This is a genomic window from Mycolicibacterium phocaicum (assembly GCF_010731115.1).
Lineage (GTDB): Bacteria > Actinomycetota > Actinomycetes > Mycobacteriales > Mycobacteriaceae > Mycobacterium > Mycobacterium phocaicum.
Map to the genome: position 1 here is coordinate 592,328 of NZ_AP022616.1, position 19,151 is coordinate 611,478.

Annotated in this window: 20 protein-coding genes and 1 pseudogene; 11 read left to right on the forward strand and 10 right to left on the reverse strand. The window is 67.6% G+C overall.

The window, feature by feature from the left end:
• Positions 1 to 3: 3 nt before the first annotated feature.
• Positions 4 to 1,020, forward strand: a complete 1,017-nt coding sequence (locus G6N46_RS02860; protein ID WP_135355733.1) for an ABC transporter ATP-binding protein — start codon at positions 4 to 6, stop codon at positions 1,018 to 1,020.
• A gap of 3 nt (positions 1,021 to 1,023) precedes the next feature.
• Here the strand turns inward: G6N46_RS02860 and G6N46_RS02865 are convergent, their stop codons facing one another.
• From G6N46_RS02865 to G6N46_RS02885, 5 genes and pseudogenes are all read right to left on the reverse strand, one after another.
• The gene (locus G6N46_RS02865) at positions 1,024 to 1,413 is read right to left on the reverse strand and encodes a nitroreductase family deazaflavin-dependent oxidoreductase (protein ID WP_138249388.1); all 390 of its coding nucleotides are present in this window, start codon (positions 1,411 to 1,413) and stop codon (positions 1,024 to 1,026) included.
• Between the two features lie 85 nt (positions 1,414 to 1,498).
• Positions 1,499 to 3,856, reverse strand: a pseudogene (lon, locus tag G6N46_RS02870) (endopeptidase La).
• 29 nt (positions 3,857 to 3,885) lie between these two features.
• Positions 3,886 to 4,542 (reverse strand): VC0807 family protein, encoded by a 657-nt coding sequence (locus G6N46_RS02875; protein WP_234880669.1) that lies wholly within the window; start codon positions 4,540 to 4,542, stop codon positions 3,886 to 3,888.
• A gap of 173 nt (positions 4,543 to 4,715) precedes the next feature.
• Positions 4,716 to 5,195, reverse strand: coding sequence for a nucleoside deaminase (locus G6N46_RS02880; protein WP_135355736.1), 480 nt, complete (start codon positions 5,193 to 5,195; stop codon positions 4,716 to 4,718).
• Between the two features lie 18 nt (positions 5,196 to 5,213).
• A complete protein-coding gene (locus G6N46_RS02885) occupies positions 5,214 to 5,894 on the reverse strand; it encodes a LuxR C-terminal-related transcriptional regulator (protein ID WP_162563359.1) in 681 nt (226 codons plus the stop codon).
• A 573-nt stretch (positions 5,895 to 6,467) separates the two neighbouring features.
• Between G6N46_RS02885 and G6N46_RS02890 the strand changes: the two genes are divergently transcribed.
• Genes G6N46_RS02890 through G6N46_RS02900 form a run of 3 tightly spaced genes read left to right on the forward strand, consistent with a single transcriptional unit; the run spans position 6,468 to position 8,527 of the window.
• Positions 6,468 to 7,043 (forward strand): PaaI family thioesterase, encoded by a 576-nt coding sequence (locus G6N46_RS02890; RefSeq protein WP_406803409.1) that lies wholly within the window; start codon positions 6,468 to 6,470, stop codon positions 7,041 to 7,043.
• Between the two features lie 12 nt (positions 7,044 to 7,055).
• Positions 7,056 to 7,763, forward strand: a complete 708-nt coding sequence (locus G6N46_RS02895; RefSeq protein WP_135355738.1) for an EthD domain-containing protein — start codon at positions 7,056 to 7,058, stop codon at positions 7,761 to 7,763.
• On the forward strand, positions 7,760 to 8,527 hold the full coding sequence (locus tag G6N46_RS02900) for an enoyl-CoA hydratase/isomerase family protein (protein WP_135355739.1): 768 nt from the start codon (positions 7,760 to 7,762) through the stop codon (positions 8,525 to 8,527). The genes G6N46_RS02895 and G6N46_RS02900 overlap by 4 nt, the downstream gene beginning before the upstream one ends.
• Here G6N46_RS02900 and G6N46_RS02905 read toward each other — a convergent pair.
• Positions 8,524 to 8,712: a (2Fe-2S)-binding protein gene (locus tag G6N46_RS02905; protein WP_061001233.1), complete on the reverse strand. Its 189-nt coding sequence runs from the start codon at positions 8,710 to 8,712 to the stop codon at positions 8,524 to 8,526. The genes G6N46_RS02900 and G6N46_RS02905 overlap by 4 nt on opposite strands.
• Positions 8,712 to 9,347 carry a fatty-acid--CoA ligase gene (locus tag G6N46_RS02910; RefSeq protein WP_138249386.1) on the reverse strand — a complete coding sequence of 212 codons (636 nt, stop codon included), beginning with the start codon at positions 9,345 to 9,347 and terminating at the stop codon, positions 8,712 to 8,714. Before G6N46_RS02910 ends, G6N46_RS02905 begins: the two co-directional genes overlap by 1 nt.
• Before the next feature lie 270 nt (positions 9,348 to 9,617).
• Between G6N46_RS02910 and bfr the strand changes: the two genes are divergently transcribed.
• Positions 9,618 to 10,097 (forward strand): bacterioferritin, encoded by a 480-nt coding sequence (gene bfr, locus G6N46_RS02915; RefSeq protein ID WP_020100210.1) that lies wholly within the window; start codon positions 9,618 to 9,620, stop codon positions 10,095 to 10,097.
• Between the two features lie 115 nt (positions 10,098 to 10,212).
• On the forward strand, positions 10,213 to 10,695 hold the full coding sequence (locus G6N46_RS02920) for a carboxymuconolactone decarboxylase family protein (protein WP_064859364.1): 483 nt from the start codon (positions 10,213 to 10,215) through the stop codon (positions 10,693 to 10,695).
• 9 nt (positions 10,696 to 10,704) lie between these two features.
• Here G6N46_RS02920 and G6N46_RS02925 read toward each other — a convergent pair whose 3' ends face one another.
• Together G6N46_RS02925 and G6N46_RS02930 are read right to left on the reverse strand one after the other, a co-directional pair.
• Positions 10,705 to 11,148 carry a nuclear transport factor 2 family protein gene (locus tag G6N46_RS02925; protein ID WP_082934737.1) on the reverse strand — a complete coding sequence of 148 codons (444 nt, stop codon included), beginning with the start codon at positions 11,146 to 11,148 and terminating at the stop codon, positions 10,705 to 10,707.
• A complete protein-coding gene (locus G6N46_RS02930) occupies positions 11,138 to 12,937 on the reverse strand; it encodes an N-acyl-D-amino-acid deacylase family protein (protein WP_138249385.1) in 1,800 nt (599 codons plus the stop codon). Before G6N46_RS02930 ends, G6N46_RS02925 begins: the two co-directional genes overlap by 11 nt.
• A gap of 124 nt (positions 12,938 to 13,061) precedes the next feature.
• Between G6N46_RS02930 and G6N46_RS02935 the strand changes: the two genes are divergently transcribed.
• Together G6N46_RS02935 and G6N46_RS02940 are read left to right on the forward strand one after the other, a co-directional pair.
• Complete coding sequence (locus G6N46_RS02935) at positions 13,062 to 13,970, forward strand: dienelactone hydrolase family protein (protein ID WP_061001228.1); 909 nt, start codon at positions 13,062 to 13,064, stop codon at positions 13,968 to 13,970.
• Complete coding sequence (locus G6N46_RS02940) at positions 13,967 to 14,347, forward strand: cupredoxin domain-containing protein (RefSeq protein ID WP_138249384.1); 381 nt, start codon at positions 13,967 to 13,969, stop codon at positions 14,345 to 14,347. The genes G6N46_RS02935 and G6N46_RS02940 overlap by 4 nt, the downstream gene beginning before the upstream one ends.
• A 4-nt stretch (positions 14,348 to 14,351) precedes the next feature.
• Here G6N46_RS02940 and G6N46_RS02945 read toward each other — a convergent pair whose 3' ends face one another.
• Entirely contained in the window at positions 14,352 to 15,635 is a 1,284-nt protein-coding gene (locus G6N46_RS02945; RefSeq protein WP_061001226.1) for a cytochrome P450, read from the reverse strand.
• 81 nt (positions 15,636 to 15,716) lie between these two features.
• On the opposite strand from G6N46_RS02945, the gene G6N46_RS02950 reads away from it, so the two are divergent.
• The 3 genes from G6N46_RS02950 to G6N46_RS02960 all read left to right on the forward strand — a co-directional run bounded on the left by G6N46_RS02950 (position 15,717) and on the right by G6N46_RS02960 (position 19,148).
• Positions 15,717 to 17,645, forward strand: coding sequence for a flavin-containing monooxygenase (locus G6N46_RS02950; RefSeq protein ID WP_138249383.1), 1,929 nt, complete (start codon positions 15,717 to 15,719; stop codon positions 17,643 to 17,645).
• Positions 17,646 to 17,814: 169 nt separating this feature from the next.
• Positions 17,815 to 18,294 (forward strand): redoxin domain-containing protein, encoded by a 480-nt coding sequence (locus tag G6N46_RS02955; RefSeq protein WP_174814105.1) that lies wholly within the window; start codon positions 17,815 to 17,817, stop codon positions 18,292 to 18,294.
• A complete protein-coding gene (locus G6N46_RS02960; RefSeq protein ID WP_138249381.1) occupies positions 18,291 to 19,148 on the forward strand; it encodes a cytochrome c biogenesis CcdA family protein in 858 nt (285 codons plus the stop codon). The genes G6N46_RS02955 and G6N46_RS02960 overlap by 4 nt, the downstream gene beginning before the upstream one ends.
• Positions 19,149 to 19,151 lie beyond the last annotated feature (3 nt).

Here is a 19,151-nt window from a genome sequence, read left to right on the forward strand (position 1 = left end):
ACCATGAGCGGCTTACAGATTCGTGACCTGGTGGTGGAATACGGCAAGGGCGCCGACAAGGTCAGGCCCATCGACAATTTCGAACTGGAGCTGTCGGCCGGATCGCTCGCGATCCTGCTGGGGCCCAGCGGTTGTGGGAAGACGACGTTGCTGTCCTGCATGGGTGGCATCCTCAAACCCACGTCGGGTGAGATCCTGTTCGACGGTATCGACGTCACCAGGCTCGCACCCAAGGCGCTGACCGACTACCGCCGCAATACCGTCGGCATCGTGTTCCAGGCGTTCAATCTGGTGCCCAGCCTGACGGCCGCCGAGAACGTCATGGTGCCGATGCGGGCCGCGGGCATGAGCCGCGGCGCCGCCCGGCAGCGCGCCGCGGAACTGCTGGACCGCGTCGGCCTGTCGCACCGGATGACGCATCGCCCCGGTGACATGTCGGGAGGACAGCAGCAGCGCGTCGCGGTGGCCCGCGCCATCGCGTTGGATCCGCCGCTGATCCTGGCCGACGAGCCGACGGCGCATCTGGACTTCATCCAGGTCGAAGAGGTGCTGCGGCTCATCCGCGAACTCGCCGACGATCGCGTCGTGGTGGTCGCCACGCATGACAGCCGCATGCTGCCGCTGGCGGACCGGGTGATCGAACTCGTCCCGACGGTCGCCAGCACCGAGCGTGAGCCCGAGGTCTTCGAGCTCGACGCGGGCGACCTCGTGTTCGAGCAGACGACGATCGGCGACCTGATCTACGTCGTCAGGACGGGCCGGTTCGAGATCACGCGCGAGATGCCCGACGGTGAGACGATGCTGTTGTTCACCGCCGGCCCCGGCGAGTATTTCGGCGAGATCGGGCCGCTGTTCGGGATTCCGCGCACGGCGACGGTGCGCGCCCTCACCGACGGTGTCGTCGTCGGCTACACCGTCAAGGATTTCCGGGCCCGGCTGGGACCCGACCGCATCCACGAACTCATCGAGCACCGCGCGATCCATCTGGCCGACGAACCGCCGTCGGCCGACATCGCCTGAGTCTCAGTCCAGGTCGACGCGGACCGACAGCAGGTCGGTGCCCATCACCCGCACCACAGCGCTGTTCAGCTGGGGGAGCTGCCGCAGCCGCGCGACCGGGTCGTCGTCGGGGACCAGATGCGCGGTGCCGCTGCGCCATTCGCCGTTGATGCGCACGCGCACAGCGGGATTCGCCTTGATGTTGCGGACGAAATCAGCGTGGTCGCCGTGCTCGGACACCAGCCAGAACGCGCCGTCGATCACCCGGCCGCCGATCGCCGTGTGGCGTGGCTCGCCGGACTTGCGGCCGATGGTTTCCAGCATGGTCACCGGCAGCTGCCGGCCCACCGGGTTGACGAGGCGACGCTGAACGGCGTGCACCACGCGCCGTTTCACTTCGTTGATGTTGGGCATGTGCTCATCTAACGCGAACGGGCCCAAATGTCCCACCACCATGAGGTGAACAGGAGCATCTGGGCCCGCTCGCGTCATTCAGTTGTCAGGCAGCCACCGTGGCGGCTTGCGCCGCCGGCTCCAGCGCCTGGGCGATGATGTCGGCCACGTCGGTCATCGGCCGCACATCGAGTGCGTCCAAGACCTCGGCCGGCACGTCGTCCAGGTCCGGTTCGTTGCGCGACGGGATGAAAACCGTTGTCAGCCCGGCACGTTGGGCTGCCATCAGCTTCTGCTTGACCCCGCCGATGGGCAGCACCCGCCCGTTCAGCGTGACCTCGCCCGTCATCCCGACATCGGACCGCACCTGCCGTCCGGTGGCCATGGAGACCAGCGCGGTCACCATCGTCACGCCGGCCGACGGACCGTCCTTGGGCACCGCGCCCGCGGGCACGTGGACGTGGATGCGGCGATCCAGAGCCTTCGGATCGACACCCAGTTCCGCCGCGTGCGACCGCACGTAGGACAGCGCGATGTGCGCCGACTCCTTCATCACGTCGCCCAGCTGACCGGTCAGTTGCAGACCCGGTTCGCCATCGTTCGAACCGGCCTCGATGTAGAGGACGTCGCCACCCATGCCGGTCACGGCCAGTCCGGTCGCCACACCGGGCACCGCGGTGCGCTCGGCCGACTCCGGCATGAACCGCGGGCGGCCCAGATAGTCGACCAGATCCGGCTCATCGACCGTGACCGACTCGACGCCGGAAGCCAGCCGCGTGGTGACCTTCCGCAGCGCCTTCGCCAGCAGTCGCTCGAACTGCCGCACACCCGGTTCGCGCGTGTAGTCCGCGGCGATCTTGCGCAGCGCCGCGTCCGTCACCGTCACCTCGTCGGTGGTCAACGCCGCCCGTTCGGCCTGCCGGGGCAGCAGGTAATCGCGGGCGATGGCGACCTTGTCGTCCTCGGTGTAGCCGTCGATCTGCACCAGCTCCATACGGTCCAGCAGGGCGCTGGGGATGTTCTCGATGACGTTGGCCGTCGCCAGGAACACCACATCGGACAGGTCCAGGTCCAGATCCAGGTAGTGATCGCGGAACGTGTGGTTCTGCGCCGGATCCAGCACCTCCAGCAGTGCCGCCGCCGGATCACCGCGGTAGTCCGAGCCCACCTTGTCGATCTCGTCCAGCAGCACAACGGGATTCATGGAACCCGCCTCGCCGATGGCCCGCACGATGCGGCCCGGCAGCGCGCCGACGTAGGTGCGCCGGTGGCCACGGATCTAGGCCTCGTCGCGCACACCGCCCAGGGCGACGCGGACGAACTTGCGGCCCAGTGCCCGTGCCACCGATTCACCCAGCGACGTCTTGCCGACACCGGGAGGGCCGGCCAGCACCATTACGGCGCCCGAGCCACGACCGCCGACGACGGCCAAGCCGCGCTGGGCGCGGCGGGCCCGCACCGCCAGGTACTCGACGATGCGGTCCTTCACGTCGTCCAGACCATGGTGATCGGCGTCCAGAATCTCCCGGGCGGCCGTCAGATCCGTCGAATCCTCGGTGCGCTCGTTCCACGGCAGTTCCAGCACGGTGTCCAGCCAGGTCCGGATCCAGCCGCCCTCGGGGGTCTGCTCGCTGGACCGTTCCAGCTTGCCGACCTCGCGCAGCGCCGCCTCGCGCACCTTCTCGGGCAGATCGGCGGCCTCGATGCGGGTGCGGTAGTCCGCGGGCTCCTCGGCCCCGGCGCTACCGTCCAGCTCGCCCAACTCCTTGCGGATGGCGTCGAGCTGCTGGCGCAGCAGGAATTCCTTCTGCCGCTTGTCCATTCCGGCGCGGACGTCCTCGGCGATCTTGTCGTTGACCTCGACCTCGGCCAGGTGCTCGCCCGTCCACTCGACCAGCCGGCGCAGCCGTTCGGCGACGTCGACGGTCTCCAGCAGCTCGCGCTTCTGCACGTCGGTCAGGTAAGAGGCGTAACCCGCCGTGTCGGCCAGTGCCGACGGCTCGCTGATCTGGTTGACGGCGTCGACGATCTGCCAGGCCTCGCGGCGCTGCAGGATCGCCAGCAGCAGCTTCTTGTATTCGGCTGCCAGCGTGCGGGTTTCGTCGGTCGCAGCGGTCTCGGTGATCTCGTCCACCAGGACCCACAGCGCACTACCCGGGCCGGACGTGCCGGACCCGATGTGTGCACGCCGCTCGCCGCGGACGACGGCCGCGGTTCCGCCGCTGGGCACCCGGCCGACCTGGACGATCGACGCCAGGACGCCGTGGGTGGGGTAGCGGTCGTCGAGGCGGGGAGCGATCAGCAGCTTCCCGGCCTCGCCGGCGGCTGCGGCGGCCTGGGCCGCGTCGACCGCGGCACGTGCGGCCTCATCGAGTTCGATGGGCACGACCATGCCCGGCAGGACGATCGGCTCGGTGACAAACAGGACGGGAACAGCGATGGGCGCTGTTGTGGCGTCAGACATCCGTACCTCCAAAGTTGAATCTCCTGCGCTCAACCTTTGTGGTCGGTGATTTGTTCCGCCGTCTCCAGGGCGGTTTCGTCCCGCTCGTCCCACCTGGCGCGGGCACGCTTGCCGACGAGGAACGTCGCGGTCATCAGGACGCCGGTGGTCGCGAGCGAGAATGCCGAGGCCAGGGCATTGGCGACGTCCACCGACGTGGCGAAGATGATCGCCAGCTGCACGCCGGTGCCGACGATCAAGCCGGCGCCCCACATCGCTGAGAGCAGAACGTGTACCCCGCGGCGATATGTGATGGCAGCCACGCTGGTGTCCTGCGGTCCGCCCTGGAGCCGTTCTGCCACAACCTGCGTGAGCGGTGTACCGATCACGCAGCTGCCGAGGAAGACCAACCCGCCGATCCCGCCGACCAGCGTGGTGCCGGCGAGCAGCAGCCGGGCGTCCGAGGTGCTCAGTCCCACCACCAGGCTGAGCCCGAAGTTCAGCATCAGATAGCCGGCGAACGGATCGAGGCGCCGGGTCCGGATCGCGTCATAGGCGACCTTGCTGCCGGCCAGCACGGTGGCGGTGAGCAGAGCCACATACTCCGAGAACCCCGCGGCCCGCAGCCCGTAGTACGCGGCCAGTGGCGGAGCGATGTCCAGGAGGATGCCGCGAATGATGGGTCTCATGGACTGCGCGTCGCTCACGGCGACGACACTATGCGGCGTTCCTGAGTGGCAGCCAAAGCGGGAGCCTGCCGTCTCGGGGGTAACGGCAGGCTCCCGTGGTTACTAGTGAAACACCGTGACGGCACGGTTCCGCGGACCGATGCCGAAGAGAGACATCGCAATTGGCTAACGGTTATGACTCGGAACAGCGCTCATGGCCGGAAGCAGGCTGCGTACAAGCCCTTCATGGTGTCGGCCAGGTCGTCGACGGGGCCGTCGACGGGCACGCCGGGTGCCACGACCGAAATGGGCAGTGCCGCAACGGGGGAGGGCGCGACGCCCCACTCGCCGAGCCAGCCGCCCAACTGTGCCGACGACGTCGCGTACACGATGCGCCCCAGGCCGACCCAGGCGTGCGCCGCCGAGCACATCGGGCAGTGTTCGCCAGAGGTGTACGTCACCGCGGCGGCCCGCTGCGCGACATCGAGATTGGTTGCCGCCCAACGGGCGATGGCGAATTCGGGGTGCTGGGTCTGATCTCCGCCGGAGACCCGGTTGCGGTCCTCGAAGACGACGACGCTGTCGGCGTCCACCAGGATCGAGCCGAAAGGCTGGTCGCCGTCCGCCAGTGCCTCCCCGGCCAGCTCGACACAGCGGTTCAGGTGGCGCAGATCATCGGCTGTGACGGTCATGGCGTGGAGTCTACGGAGTCACAGATCGTCGATGCTGATGATCCGATCCTGGATGGCGCGCGCCACCAGCGCGGCTTTGGTGCCGGCGGGGCGCCCGGCGGCGATGTACTTGGCCCGGATGCGCTGGAGATGCGTACGCACGGTGCTGGGCGCCAGGAACAGCTGCTGGGCGACGAGTTCCTTGCTGTCGGTCCGGAACCACGCCAGCAGCACCTCCTGCTCTCGCGGCGCCAGCACCGGCCGCAGGCAGAAGTTGCGGTCGTCGAGAGCGGCGGCGACGTTCGGGCCCACGTAGGGGAACGGGGTGACGGCGGCCCGGATCGCCTTGAGCAGATGCTCGCGGCCCGCGGTCTGGAACAGGTAGGTCCGGGCGCCCGAGTCGATCGCGGTGCGGATGACGTCGCGGTCGGTGAGATGCGAGTACACCACGACGTGGTATCCGCGGTTGGTGAGGTCACGCACCGCGGCCAGGCTGTTCGCGTCGTCCGCGGCCAGGCCCAGTACGACGACGTGGGCGTCGTCCGGGGGAAGGGGGTGGCGGCGGAGGAATTCTCCGGTGTCGACGTAGTAGGCCGTGGTGCTCGAACCGAGTGCGTGATCGTCGCGGAGCCAGGTCGCGATGCCGGCATGAACGACTTCGTACGAGTCGACGACGGCCACGCGCGAGACCCGGCACCCGGCGAACGGATCGATCCTCATCGGCCTGCGCTCCTCAACATCGGGATCCCACCCCCGTCGCCCGCGGTTTCGGGATCGCATTGCCGCATTGCCGAATTGAATTTGCTGCGAGTGGGCGGTCGGCGTTGGATTCAGACTCTAATCCGCAGGCTGCACGATGTACAGCATTGTTCCGCCGGAATGTGCAGATTTTCGCAGTGTGCTGCGGCGCCTGTTCGGCGATCTCTCGAATTCGAGCTAATGACACTGGTAGACACGCATCCTTGGTCGGGCAGTCGAGAGCGGCGCCGGGTGTCGGGCGGTCGCTTGGTCGAATCTCGCGATTTCATGCGGGTCCGGCGCGGCGGACCGCCGGTCTCGGTAAATGCGGCGCAGGTTGGCTCGTGGTCAATTTGCTGACACTGACTTGTGTGGTAGCTGTTGCCCTCGGGCGCCGCGACGACCCGGGCCGCGCCATGAATTGTCGTAGGCGTCCGAAACCTGTTGCCGCGCAGGCAATGGGACCCCACTCTCGACAGCCTGATTAGAACGTGTTCTAGTTCAAGGGTGCTCGAGGACACATTGCAGAAGCTGAGCGCCGACGAGGTGGCGCGAATGCGAGCCGTCTACGAACCGCTGACGCAGTCCGTACGCGAACTCATCGACGCCACCATCCGGACAGAGGTCGCCGCCGAGGCCATCGCCGCGGTGCAGGCCGAGATCGACGCCGCCACGGCCCAGCTCCGGGCGCAGCAGCTCGAAGGCTCGTTCGGGATCCGGTTCGGCGCGCACGGCAGCGAAATGCCCTGGGGCAACGCGGTGATCGGGGTCCGCAATCCGATCGCCCCGCCGGTGGAGCTGATCCGGGCCGACGACGGCAGCGTGTCCGCCGACTTTCACCTCGGCGCCGCATATGAAGGGCCGCCCGGCCACGTCCATGGCGGGGTGTCGGCGATGATCCTCGATCATGTGCTCGGCGAGGGTGCGAGCCTGCCGGGGCAACCGCGGCTCACCGGCACGCTCACCATGCGCTACCGGCGCATGACGCGGCTCGGCGACCTGCACACCGAGGCCCGCATCGTCCGGACCGAGGGCATCAAGACCTATGCCGTCGGGCACATCGCCGATGCCGAGGGCATCACGGTGGAGGCCGAGGGTGTGTTCATCACGCCGCGCTGGGCGCGGGACTGACGGGGAGATTCGATGGAGAAGGTCATGGTCACGCTGCGGCGTGACACCGCCGACGACGCCTGGTGCGAGCGTCTGCGCACCGAGGTCGCCGGCGAGTTGCTGGCGCTGGGGGTGCCCGGACTCGCGGTCAACGTCAAGGACGGCGCGGTCCGGGACTCCCTGATGCTCCTGACGACACTCGACCCGCCGGTCGTCGCGGTGGTCAGCGTCTGGACACAGCAGTACTACGGCGCGCAGATGACCGCGGTGCTGGATCGACTGCGGGCCGAATGCACCGAACTGGCCGCATATCTGGTCACCGAATCGGTGCCGATGGCCGGTCCGGCCATCGCCGTCGGTGAGCGCACCACGGGCCTGGCGAACGTGGCGCTGCTGCGGCGTCCCGACGGCATGGACGAGCGAGAGTGGTTCCGCCGCTGGCACCTCGACCACACCCAGGTCGCGATCGACACCCAATCCACGTTCGGTTACACGCAGAACGCCGTGGTGCGCGCGCTGACGTCCGACGCCCCGCAACTCGGCGCCATCGTCGAGGAGCTGTTCCCCATCGAGGCGACGACGAGCCTGCACGCCTTCTTCGGCGCCGCCGACGACGCCGATCTGGCCGACCGCGCCGGCAAGATGGCCGCCAGTACCTCGGCCTTCGGTGCCAACGTCAACGTCGACACCGTGCCCACCAGCCGCTACATCATGCGAAACCCGTTTGGAGACAACCTGTGACCGACGCCGCGCTCGTCCAGATCGACGACACCAACCGGGTCCGGACCCTGACCCTGAACCGGCCCGACGCACTCAACGCGTTCAGCGAAGCGCTGTACGACGCCACGACGATCGCACTCAAGGAGGCCGCCGCAGACCCGGACGTCTCGGTCGTCCTGCTCACCGGCGCCGGCCGGGCGTTCAGTGCCGGCAACGACCTCGTCGAGATGCAGGAGATGGTCACCAACCCCGAATACCAGATGGGGGAGTACGGATTTCCCGGCCTGATCGAAGCGCTGACGGCGTTTCCGAAGCCGCTGATCTGCGCGGTGAACGGCGTCGGCCTGGGCATCGGCACCACCATCCTCGGCTATGCCGATCTGGCGTTCATGTCGACGACGGCGCGGCTCAAATGCCCGTTCACCAGCCTGGGCGTGGCGTCGGAGGCGGCGTCGTCCTACCTGTTGCCGCGGTTGATGGGCCGGCAGAACGCCGCCTGGCTGCTGCTGTCCTCGGAATGGGTGAGCGCCGATGAAGCGCTGCGCATGGGTCTGGTGTGGCGGGTGTGTGAGCCCGACGACCTGCTGCCGGAAGCCCGCCGCCATGCGGAAATCATTGCCTCGCGGCCGCTTTCGAGCCTGATGGCAGTCAAGCACGCGATGGTCGAGCCGACGCGGGAGGCGATCGTCGCGGCGACGCAGCGCGAGTCCGGTCAGTTCGCCGAGTTGCTCGGCGGGGCTGCCAACGCCGATGCGCTGAGCGCGTTCGTGGGGCGCAAGGGCTAACCGGCCTTGTGCACCGGGCAGTCGGTGCGGGCCGCTTCGATGATGGCCCGCACGGTGCGGCGGCAGCGGCCGCAGTCGAGGCCGGCGCCGCATTTCTCGGCGATCTGCTTCGACGTGGTCGCACCATCCGCGACGAGTTCGGTGACGACCTGGCTCGTCACTCCGGTGCACAGGCAGACGAACATCAGTCGGCCGCCTCGATCGACGTGATGTGGGCCAGGGTCCCGACGAAAACCGTGGGGTAGACGCCGAATCCGGCGGCCGACATCCATTCGGCGGCGGCGTCGGGATGATCGATCCAGCGGCGGGCGGCGGCCTCGTTCTCGATCTGCTGCAGGATCAGCACCTCGTGGCCGTCGTCGAACGCGCGGTACACCCAGACCTTGCACACTCCGGCCTCCCGGAACCGGGCAGCGGCGTCGTGCACCTTGTCCATCAGGGCAGGCACGTCCTCGACCGCGGTCACGACGCCGACGACGACCGACGCGACGTCATGCTGCCCCGGTGGGGGCTCGGCGAGTTCGATCTTCTCGACCACTTCACCGGCGAAGATCGCCGGGATGTCGTCCACACCGGAGGCGTCGAAGAATTCGAATACCGCCGGCGAACGCAGAACTTCCCGGACGGAATTCGCATTGTGGATTCCGACGGTGGCCAATACGCGGCCCGGTTCCCACAGTGATGAATAGACGACGACGTGATGCGCGGAGAGTTCCGTGAGAATTGAGCGGTGCGATTTCAGTCGCTCCCACATCGATTCCACATCATCGACCCGATAATCCGCGGCAAGAATGAGCGAGTGCAGCGGTTGCTCGCTCATCGTGTCCTGCCATTCTGGGTCGTTCGGGACCGCGGACGGGCGCCGCGGGGGTTAGTGCAGTCTAACCTTACTTAGGGCAGCCAGTCCATAGCTGCTGGCCAGCGGCGGAGTCGCGAATCTCCAAACCCGGGATTCGGCGTGGAATCGGGCGGGAAACACCGGCCGATCCGGTCGCCTGCCCGGGGTTACTCGACTAGGTTTGGAACAGGCACGTTGTTGTTCCGCGCCAGTGACACTTGACCCAGCCCGATGGTGTTTAAAGGAGCCGAAATGCAAGGCGACCCCGAGATCCTCAAACTGCTCAACGAGCAATTGACGAGTGAACTCACCGCGATCAACCAATATTTCCTGCATTCGAAAATGCAGGACAACTGGGGCTTCACGGAATTGGCGAAGCACACCCGTGAAGAGTCGTTCGAGGAAATGCGCCACGCGGAAACTCTCACCGATCGCATTCTGTTGCTGGACGGCCTGCCCAATTACCAGCGGTTGTTCTCGCTCCGCGTCGGCCAGACCCTGCGCGAGCAGTTCGAGGCCGATCTGGCCATCGAGTACGAGGTGGTCACCCGCCTGAAGCCCGGCATCATCATGTGCCGCGAGAAGGGCGACGCGACGAGCGCGAACATCTTCGAGGCCATTCTCGCCGACGAGGAAGGCCACATCGACTATCTGGAAACGCAGCTGGAGCTGATGGACAAGCTCGGCGAGCAGCTCTACGCGGCACAGTGCGTGTCGCGCCCGCCGTCATAGGTCGGTCCCCGTCGGCCGCGGCCTCGCCCATCTGGGGCGGGGCCGTTGTCGTCTGCGCCGGATTGATTCTCGGGAAAACTAGAACTTGTTCCAGTTTTGGCGTAGCGTGCGAAAAGTGAGCCGAATCGGAGATTTCACCGACGAAGACGTAACCGCCTGGGTGGTCAAGTCACCCGACATCGGCACGGCCATGGCGGGTTTCACCAACGCCGTCTACACCAAGGGCCGCCTGCCACTGCGCGTGCGTGAGCTGGCCCGCGTGGTGATCGCGCTCGACAACGAGTGCGTGGTGTGTCAGAACACCCGCGATTCGGCGGCCGAGGCCGAGGGCGTCGACGAAGACCTCTACAACCACGCCGGCGTGTGGCAGACCTGGCCCGGCTACTCGGACCAGGAGCGCATCGCCGCCGAGTTCGCCTACCGCTTCGCCTCCGACCACACCGGGCTGCGTGACGACGAGGACTTCTGGGCCCGTGCCGCAGAGCATTTCAGCGACGAGCTGATGACCGACCTCGCCCTCTCGTGCGCCATGTGGCTCGGCATGGGCCGCATGCTGCGCACCCTCGACATCGGTCAGGCCTGCAAGATCACCCTCTGAGAGGGAGAACTAGACCAGGCCGGTCGCGTCGAAGATCCACGACATGTCAGCCGTCGCGAAGTTCTCCAGCCAGGACGGCGGGGCGAAGTTCGTCAGCCCGCTCATGTCCCAGTAGTCCTTCCACAACGTCACCTTGCCGTTCTCGACACGGTGCACGGTGACGAACTTGAGCACGGCGGATTCGCCGGTCTCCCAATGCCATTCCTCATGGTGCTCGTACATGGCGTCGGCGCCGTTGGTCAGCAGCAGGCCGTCGAAGTTCTCGTACGAGGCCAGCGGCTCCAGGCCGATCTTGAGGCGTTTGACGATGTCCTCAGGACCGCGGGCCGCGGCGGCCGGGCCCACCGGCATGTCCAGGTAGATGCAGTCGTCGGACACGAACTCCTTCAGCCGGTCCCAGTCCCGCGCCGACAGCGCCTTCCATAATCCGTGGATCGTATCCTCAACCGACACTGGCGAACTCACCTTCCTTGGCAACGGGCAGGGCTGGGGTCTGACGGGCGAACCGCAGGAAGCGGCCGGTGCGGGTGGTGCCCACCAGGTCGGTCGGCACCCCGTCGCGCACGACCTGCCGTCCGCTGACGAACACCGCCGCGACGGTGGCGTCGTTGCGGTTGACCATGCGTGACAGTCCGCCGTACTGCTCGACGGGATCCTCGGCGTAGGCGTCGAGCGAATCGTCCAGCCGTTCGGGATCGATGACGACGAGGTCGGCGCGGTCTCCGACGCGCAGGTGCCCGGCATCCAGGCGGTACCAGTCGGCGAGTTCACCGGTCAGCCGGTGCACCGCCTGCTCGACGGTCAGGAAGGGGGTGCCGGCGCGCTCGGCGTCGCGCACGTGCCGCAGCAGGCGCAGGCCCATGTTGTAGAACGCCATGTTGCGCAGGTGTGCGCCGGCATCGGAGAAACCGAGCTGGATGCCCGGGTCGCGGGCCAGCTTCTTGAGCACCTCGGGGCGGTGGTTGGAAATCGTTGTGCGCCAGCGGATATCGCGGCCGTATTCAAGTACCAGATCCAGGAAGGCGTCCACCGGATGCAGCTCGCGGTCCACGCCGACCTGACCGAACGTCTTGCCGATGAGAGCTTCGTCGGGGCAGCCGACGATCTCGGCGTCGAAGAAGTCGCGGTGCCATACGCGGACGCCGAACTTGTTCTCGTAGTCCTTGCGGAACTGGCGTCGGTATTCGTCGTCGCGCATCAGGTCATTGCGCTCGACCTCGTCGCGCAGGTGCAGAGCCGCTGCGCCCGAACCGAATTCCTCGAACACGACGAGGTCGATGCCGTCGGCGTACACCTCGAACGGCACCGGCAGGTGCTGCCAGCGGAAGTCGCCGCCGAGCTTGTTCACCAGCCGGGCCACCGGCCCCATGATGGTGATGGCGTAGGGATTGGCCTTGATGTCGGCGGCCGACAGCAGGCTCGTCTTGAGGTTCTCGCGGAACAGGCCGAGCGACTGCGCCAGCTGCGACACCAGGTTCAGCGGGTTCTGCAGGTCCGGGCCCGACTGCAGGATGCGGCCCGAGCGACGCAGTTGCGTCTTGAGCCGGCGAAGTTCGCGGGCCCTGGCATAGGTGGACGGCAGGGTGCGGGACCGGCAGGTGTCGCCGTCGATCTTGTCGAAAAGCAGCTGCTGCGAAGACATTCCGACGAATCCGGCCTGCAGCGCGGCCGCCAGCATCTGCTCCATCTCAGCCTGCTCGCCGCGCGTGGGCCGGACGTCCTTGCGGGTGGCGCGGTCCAGGCCCATGACGGCGGTGCGCATGTCGGAGTGCCCGATGAACGCGGCCACGTTGGGCCCCAGCGGCCGGTCCTCGAGCGCGGTGACGTAACCCGCTGCGGTGTCCCAGGTCTTGTTCGCGTCGACGACGGTGATGACGTGATCACGCGGGATGGCCTCGACCCGGCCGAACAGATCGCCGGCATCTTCGCCGCCGACGTGGACCGTGGACAGCGAACAGGAGCCGAGCATCACGGTGGTCACGCCGTGCCGCAGCGACTCGGCCAGTCCGGGGCCGGCGAGCACCTCGACGTCGTAGTGCGTGTGGATGTCCAACAGGCCGGGTGTCACCCATTTGCCGGTGGCGTCGACGACGTTCTGGCATCCGGTTTCGTCGAGGTCCACGCCGATCGCCACGACGTGTCCGTCTCGGATTCCGATGTCCCGGACCGCGGATGGCGCGCCGGTTCCGTCGAACCAACGGCCGCCCGCGATGATCGTGTCGAACGTCGCTGCAGAGGTCACCTGACGATAGAAGCGTGCCGGCCAGGCCCATGTCAATGAAAAAGTGAACACTTCCCAAAAAATGTCTACTCGTCCTGGGGAAACCTTGTGACGGCGCTCAGGATCAGGGCGGATACTGGCTCGGGTGACCCCCTTGCAGCGGTACATCGCCGAGGAAATCGCCACCGACCACGTCGACGGATTGCTGTCCCGGCGCGAGGCGCTGCGCCGGCTCGCGCTGCTGGGTGTGGGCACCGCCGCCGCGACCGCACTGCTGGCGGCATGCGGCGAGAGCCGGGGACCGACGGCGGCCACGACGTCGACGGCGGCAGGCAAGCCGTCCATCGAGCCGGGCCCACCGCCGGGGATCGAGAACGCCGTGCAGACCACGCCCATCACCTGGGCCGACGGCACGCTGCAGGGGGCGTGGGCCCCCGCCGCCCAGCCCCGCGGCGCAGTGCTGGTGATCCACGAGAACAAGGGGCTGAACGACTGGGTCCGGTCGGTGGTCGGCCGCTTCGGTGGCATCGGATACTCGGCGTTGGGCATCGACCTGTTGTCGGCGCAGGGCGGCACCGCCACGTTCAAAGATCCCGCGGAGGCCACTGCGGCACTGGGGAAGATCCCGCCGGACCAGTTCGTCGCCGACCTGCGCTCCGGGCTCGATGAGCTGCAGCGGCGGGCGCCGGGCATGAAACTCGCGGTGCTCGGATTCTGCTTCGGCGGCGGGCTCACGTGGCAGCTCCTGGCCGCCGGTGAGCCGAGGCTCTCGGCGGCCTTGCCGTTCTACGGGCCGCTGCCGGACCCGCACGACTTCGCCGGCTCGAAACAGGCTGCGGTACTGGCCTTTTACGGCGCCAAGGATGCTCGGGTGACGGCGAGCAAGGACGCGGCGGCCGCCGCACTCGAGCAGGCCGGCACGGTTCACCAGATCGTCGTGGAGCCCGACGCCGATCATGCGTTCTTCAACGACTCGGGCCAGCGGTACAACCCCACCGCGGCCGCCGATGCCTGGGCGCAGACGCAGTCCTGGATGCAGAGGTACCTGGCATGACGACGCGCCTGCCGGTGGTGCTGGTGGCGGCGGCGCTGGTGGCCGGCGCGGTTGCCGGGTGCGCGACCCCGGCGCCGGCGCCGAACAGCACCCCGACGTCCAGCGCGGTGCCGGTGACCGGGCCGGTGCAGGGGCCGGCGATCACCATCACCGCGCTCAACTTCGGCGACCCGCTCACGGTGGCGCCCGGCGCGCAGGTCACCGTCGTCAACAGTGACGACGTCGCGCATACCGTGACGTCGAAGGTCAAGGGGCAGTTCGACGTCAAGGTCGGCGGCAACGCGCAGACGACCTTCAACGCACCCACGACACCGGTCCGGTACCCGTATTACTGCGTGTACCACCCGGGGATGGTCGGTGTCCTGATCGTGCAGTAACGCCTCAGCGCGGCGGTGTCCAGCTGACCGGCAGGCGCTTGATGCCGTGGATGAACTGCGACCACAGCCGGTCGGGCTCGTCGGTGGCCTTCAGGTCGGGCACGCAGCGGTGAATCTCCTCGAACGCCACCGCGATCTCGCGACGGGCCAGATTCGCCCCCAGGCAGAAATGGGCGCCACCGCCGCCGAAGCCCAAGTGCGGATTGGGGTTCCGGTGCACGTCGAAAAGCCAGGGCCGGTCGAATTTCGCCTCGTCCCGGTTGGCCGAGCCGTACCACAGCGTGACCTTCTGTCCGGCTTGCATTTTCACGCCGCTCAGCTCGAAGTCCTGCGTCAGGGTCCGGCGCATGTAGACGACGGGGGAGGCCCAGCGGATGATCTCCTCGACGGCGGTGGGTGCCACCGCGTCGTAGTCGGCCCACCACTGTTCGCGCTGCTCGGGGAACCGGCTGAGCGTCAGCACCCCGTGGCTGATCGCGTTACGCGTGGTCTCGTTCCCCGCGACCACCAGCAGGATGAAGAAGGACGCCACCTCGCTCGACGTGAGGCGTTCGCCGTCGACCTCGGCTTGCACCAGGGCAGTGGTCAGGTCGTCGTGCGGGTTGACGCGCCGGTCGTCGGCCAGGGCGGTGGCATAGGCGCCGATGTCCATGGCGCACCGGAAGAACTCCTCGTAGTCGGTGGTCAGATCGGGATCGCCGAACCCGAGAATGATGTTGGTCCAGTGGAAGATCCGTTCGTGATCCGGCTCCGGGATGCCCATCATGTCGCAGATGATCTGCAAGGGCAGTGGACCCGCCAGGTCGGCCACGATGTCGCCCTGACCGTCCGGGTGACGTTCGATCATGGATTTCACCAGGCTGCGGGCCCGGTTGCGCACCGACGCTTCTGTGCGTGCCACGACCTTCGGGGTGAACGCGCTGCGCACGATGTTGCGCAGCCGCGTGTGCCGCGGGTCGTCCATGACGATCATCGAGCCGAAATACTCGGCCAGCTCCGGCGTCTGCTCGGCGATCGTGATGCCGCCGGCGGAGCTGAAGATGTGTGGGTGGCGGCTGGCGAAGAACACGTCGTCGTAGCGCGTCAACGCCCAGTGGCCGGGACCTGATTCGAACCCTTCCTGGGCCAGTTCGGCGTGGAAGGCGATGGGTGCCTCGCGCCGCAGCGTGGCGAATGCACCGTCGCGGATCCCGTCGTTCCGGCCCCAGAACCGGACCGAACCGAGGTCGATGTCCGACAGTGCGAGGTCCGCCGGCGGTGCGCCGTTGTCGAGTAACGCGATGGCCATCTTCGGAGCGTAAAGCCCCGTCGGGCAGTACCGCGGCAGAATCGGCTGCGAAGAATCCGCCGAACGTGATAGCACCTTGTGGTGCGCAACCCACATGCAGGACAACCGTTTACGACCTCCGACGAGGACATCGCCAGTGCGCTGATGGACGTCAGCATCCCCACGCTGATGCTGTCACTGGTGCACATGTCCGGTGATCCGGAGCTGATCCGCGGCGCCCTGCGCCCCGCCGGGCTGTTCCTCAACGAGGTCCAGGGTTACATGTCCGAGGACGACAAGGCGGCCGTGCGCACCCTGGCGCTGAAGGTGATCGCGGACTACCGCGACCGCGGGTGCCCCGAGCCCGAGCCCATCGGTGCGGAGCTGCTCAAGGAGATGATGGAGTGGCTCGTCTGCGAGCCGGTGCCCGACGAGTACGTGCCGATGGTGTTGGAGGAGATGGAGCTCGACGGGAGAGATGTCCGCGGCGGCGCGGCCGGGCGTGACGCCGAAGCGGCGGCCGACTTCCCCGTGCTCGTCATCGGCTGCGGCGAATCGGGACTGCTCGCGGGAATCCGCCTGAAAGAGGCGGGAATTCCGTTCACCATCATCGAACGTGCCCCCGGTGTCGGCGGCACCTGGTGGCACAACAGCTATCCCGGTGCCCGCGTCGATGTCGGAAACCACTTCTACTGCTACAGCTTTGAACCCAGCGACCACTGGACGCAGTTCTTCGCCGAACAGCCGGAGTTGCAGGCCTATTTCGAACGCATCCTGGACAAGTACGGCATCCGCCCGCACGTCCGGTTCGAGACCGAGGTCACCGGCGCGCGATGGGATGACGCGACCGAGACGTGGCAGGTCACTGTCCGCAACGCCGACGGCACGTCGGACACGGTGTCGGCACGCGCCGTGATCAGCGCCGTCGGGCAACTCAACCGTCCCTATCTGCCGCCCATCTCGGGGCGCGACGATTTCGCGGGCCCGTCGTTCCACTCGGCGCAGTGGGATCACGACATCGACCTCACCGGCAAGCACGTCGCGATGGTCGGCGCCGGCGCCAGCGGCTTTCAGATCGCCCCGTCGATCGCCGGGAAAGTCGCTTCGCTCAACATCTTTCAGCGCACCGCGCAATGGATGTTCCCCAACCCCAACTACCACGCCCTGGTCGGCGACGGCGTCAGGTGGGCACTGAAGCACCTGCCGTTCTACGGGCGCTGGTACCGCTTCCTGCTGTTCTGGCCCGGCTGCGACAAAGGCCTGGCCGCGGCCCGTGTCGACCCGGACTACCCGGACCAGCAGCGTGCGGTCAGCGAGATCAACGACGTCACCCGAATCATGTTCACCGAGTGGATCAAAGGCCAGATCGGTGACAATCCGGACCTGCTGTCCAAGGTCATCCCGGACTACCCGGCTACCGGTAAACGGACGTTGCAGGACAATGGCAGTTGGCTCAAGACCCTGACGCAGGACCATGTCGAGCTGATCCGCACACCCATCGCCCGCATCGAACGCGATGCCGTCGTGACGGACGACGGCGCACGACATCCCGCCGATGTGATCGTGTATGCCACCGGTTTTCATGCCGGAAAGGTGTTGTGGCCCATGACGATCGTCGGCCGCGACGGCCGGGTGCTGGCCGAGCAGTGGGGGGAACGGCCCACCGCGTACCTCGGCATCACCGTGCCCGGGTTCCCGAATTTCTTCTGTATGTACGGCCCCGGCACCAACCTGGCCAGTGGCGGCAGCCTGATCTTCCATTCGGAATGCCAGATGCGTTACATCTCAGAGTGTCTGGACCTGCTGCTGACCGGCCACGGGCGGTGGATGGAACCGCGGCCCGAGAAACTCGCCGACTGGGTGGAGCGCAGCCAGGCCGAGATGCGCACCATGGTGTGGTCGCAGCCGTCCATCAAGCACTCGTTCTACAAGAACGCCGACGGCGAAATCTACACGCTCAGCCCGTGGCGGCTGGTCGACTACTGGACGTGGACGCGCAGCGCCGACCCGCAGGACTACGCCTTCGGGTGAGCGGCCGGCGCGGCGAAAAGCCGCGTTGAACCCGGCCGGTAGCGGGTACGTGTTCCTGATACCGGTCAAGTCGCCACGCCCGGCGGCCGGCCGCGTGGAACTGGAGGTACGGACCATGGTCACCATCGCATCGCCTTCGACATACCGACTGCCGCACACCGTCTGGCGCCTGGCCGCCACGATCGTCGCGGCGCTCATGTTGCTGGTCCTGGCCGGCGTGAGCGTCCCGAAAGCCCGCGCCGACGACCGGCTGCAATTCACCGGCACTCTGCTCAGCGGCGGTACGTTCAACGGCGCGAGCCTGGCCGGCCGGCCGGCGGTGCTGTGGTTCTGGACGCCGTGGTGCCCGTTCTGCAACGCCGAGGCCCCCGGCGTGCATGCGGTGGCGGCGGCCAACCCGAACGTCGCGTTCGTCGGGATCGCGGCGCACGCCGACCCGGGCGCGATGAGCGCCTTCGCCGGGAAGTACGGACTGAACTTCCCGATCATCAACGACGCCGACGGTTCCATCTGGGCGCGCTATCAGGTGCCCTGGCAACCGGCCTATGTCTTCTACCGCCCCGACGGATCCTCGACGTTCGTCAACAATCCGACGTCGGCGATGCCGGAATCTGAACTGGCCGAACGGGTTTCGGCATTGACCAGGTGAACGGGCTGTCACTGGCCTTCGTGGCAGGCGTCGTCGCGGCGCTGAACCCCTGCGGTTTCGCGATGCTGCCCGGCTATCTGGCGCTGGTCGCGCAGAGCGGCCGCACCGGACCGGCGGCGGCGCTGATCCGTGCGGTCACCGCCACCGTCGTGATGGCGCTGGGTTTCGCAACGGTTTTCGCCGCGTTCGGGGTGCTGGCCGTGTCGGCCGCCGATCTGGTGCAGCGCTACCTGCCGTGGGCGACGCTGGTCATCGGCGTGGTCCTGGTGATCGTCGGGGTTGGTCAGGTGCTGGGCCGGCCCCTGGTGTCGTTGCGGTTGGCCGGGGCGGCGGCGGGCGGCGCACCCGACGGCCGGCTCGGGTCGATGTTCGGTTACGGCATCGCGTACGCGCTGGTGTCGGTGTCCTGCACCATCGCCCCGTTTTTGGCGGTGACCGGGATCGGCTTGCGGGACAAGAACATCGGTGCGTCGGCGGGCTACCTGGGCGCCTACGTCGGCGGCTTCGCGGCCCTCGTCGGGGTGCTGGCGGTGACTGCTGCGGTGTCCGGGGCGGCGGTTGCGGACCGGTTGCGGGGCTGGACGCGCTGGGCGCCGATGATCGGCGGTGTGCTGCTGGTGATTTCCGGTCTCTACGTCGCGTACTACGGCGGCTACGAGCTGCGATTGCCGGGGAGTATCGGGGCGGATCCGGTGATCGCGGTGGCCGGCCGGATCCAGCAGCAACTCGCCGGCTGGGCGTACCGGCTGCCGTGGCCCCTGGCCGCCGCGGCGATCACCGCGGCCGTCGTGGCCGTCATCCTGGGCGTCCGGAACCGGCGACGACGCCACGTCGCCCGCGGTCGCGACAGCTGAGCG

Excerpts from the sequence above, each read along its gene's own strand:
- G6N46_RS02910 (WP_138249386.1), bottom strand. The coding sequence starts at position 9,347 with ATGAGCGAGCAACCGCTGCACTCGCTCATTCTTGCCGCGGATTATCGG.
- G6N46_RS02890 (WP_406803409.1), top strand. The coding sequence starts at position 6,468 with ATGCGAGCCGTCTACGAACCGCTGACGCAGTCCGTACGCGAACTCATC.
- G6N46_RS02860 (WP_135355733.1), top strand. The coding sequence starts at position 4 with ATGAGCGGCTTACAGATTCGTGACCTGGTGGTGGAATACGGCAAGGGC.
- G6N46_RS02865 (WP_138249388.1), bottom strand. The coding sequence starts at position 1,413 with ATGCCCAACATCAACGAAGTGAAACGGCGCGTGGTGCACGCCGTTCAG.
- G6N46_RS02905 (WP_061001233.1), bottom strand. The coding sequence starts at position 8,712 with ATGTTCGTCTGCCTGTGCACCGGAGTGACGAGCCAGGTCGTCACCGAA.
- G6N46_RS02945 (WP_061001226.1), bottom strand. The coding sequence starts at position 15,635 with ATGGCCATCGCGTTACTCGACAACGGCGCACCGCCGGCGGACCTCGCA.
- G6N46_RS02895 (WP_135355738.1), top strand. The coding sequence starts at position 7,056 with ATGGAGAAGGTCATGGTCACGCTGCGGCGTGACACCGCCGACGACGCC.
- G6N46_RS02885 (WP_162563359.1), bottom strand. The coding sequence starts at position 5,894 with ATGAGGATCGATCCGTTCGCCGGGTGCCGGGTCTCGCGCGTGGCCGTC.
- G6N46_RS02880 (WP_135355736.1), bottom strand. The coding sequence starts at position 5,195 with ATGACCGTCACAGCCGATGATCTGCGCCACCTGAACCGCTGTGTCGAG.
- bfr (WP_020100210.1), top strand. The coding sequence starts at position 9,618 with ATGCAAGGCGACCCCGAGATCCTCAAACTGCTCAACGAGCAATTGACG.
- G6N46_RS02940 (WP_138249384.1), top strand. The coding sequence starts at position 13,967 with ATGACGACGCGCCTGCCGGTGGTGCTGGTGGCGGCGGCGCTGGTGGCC.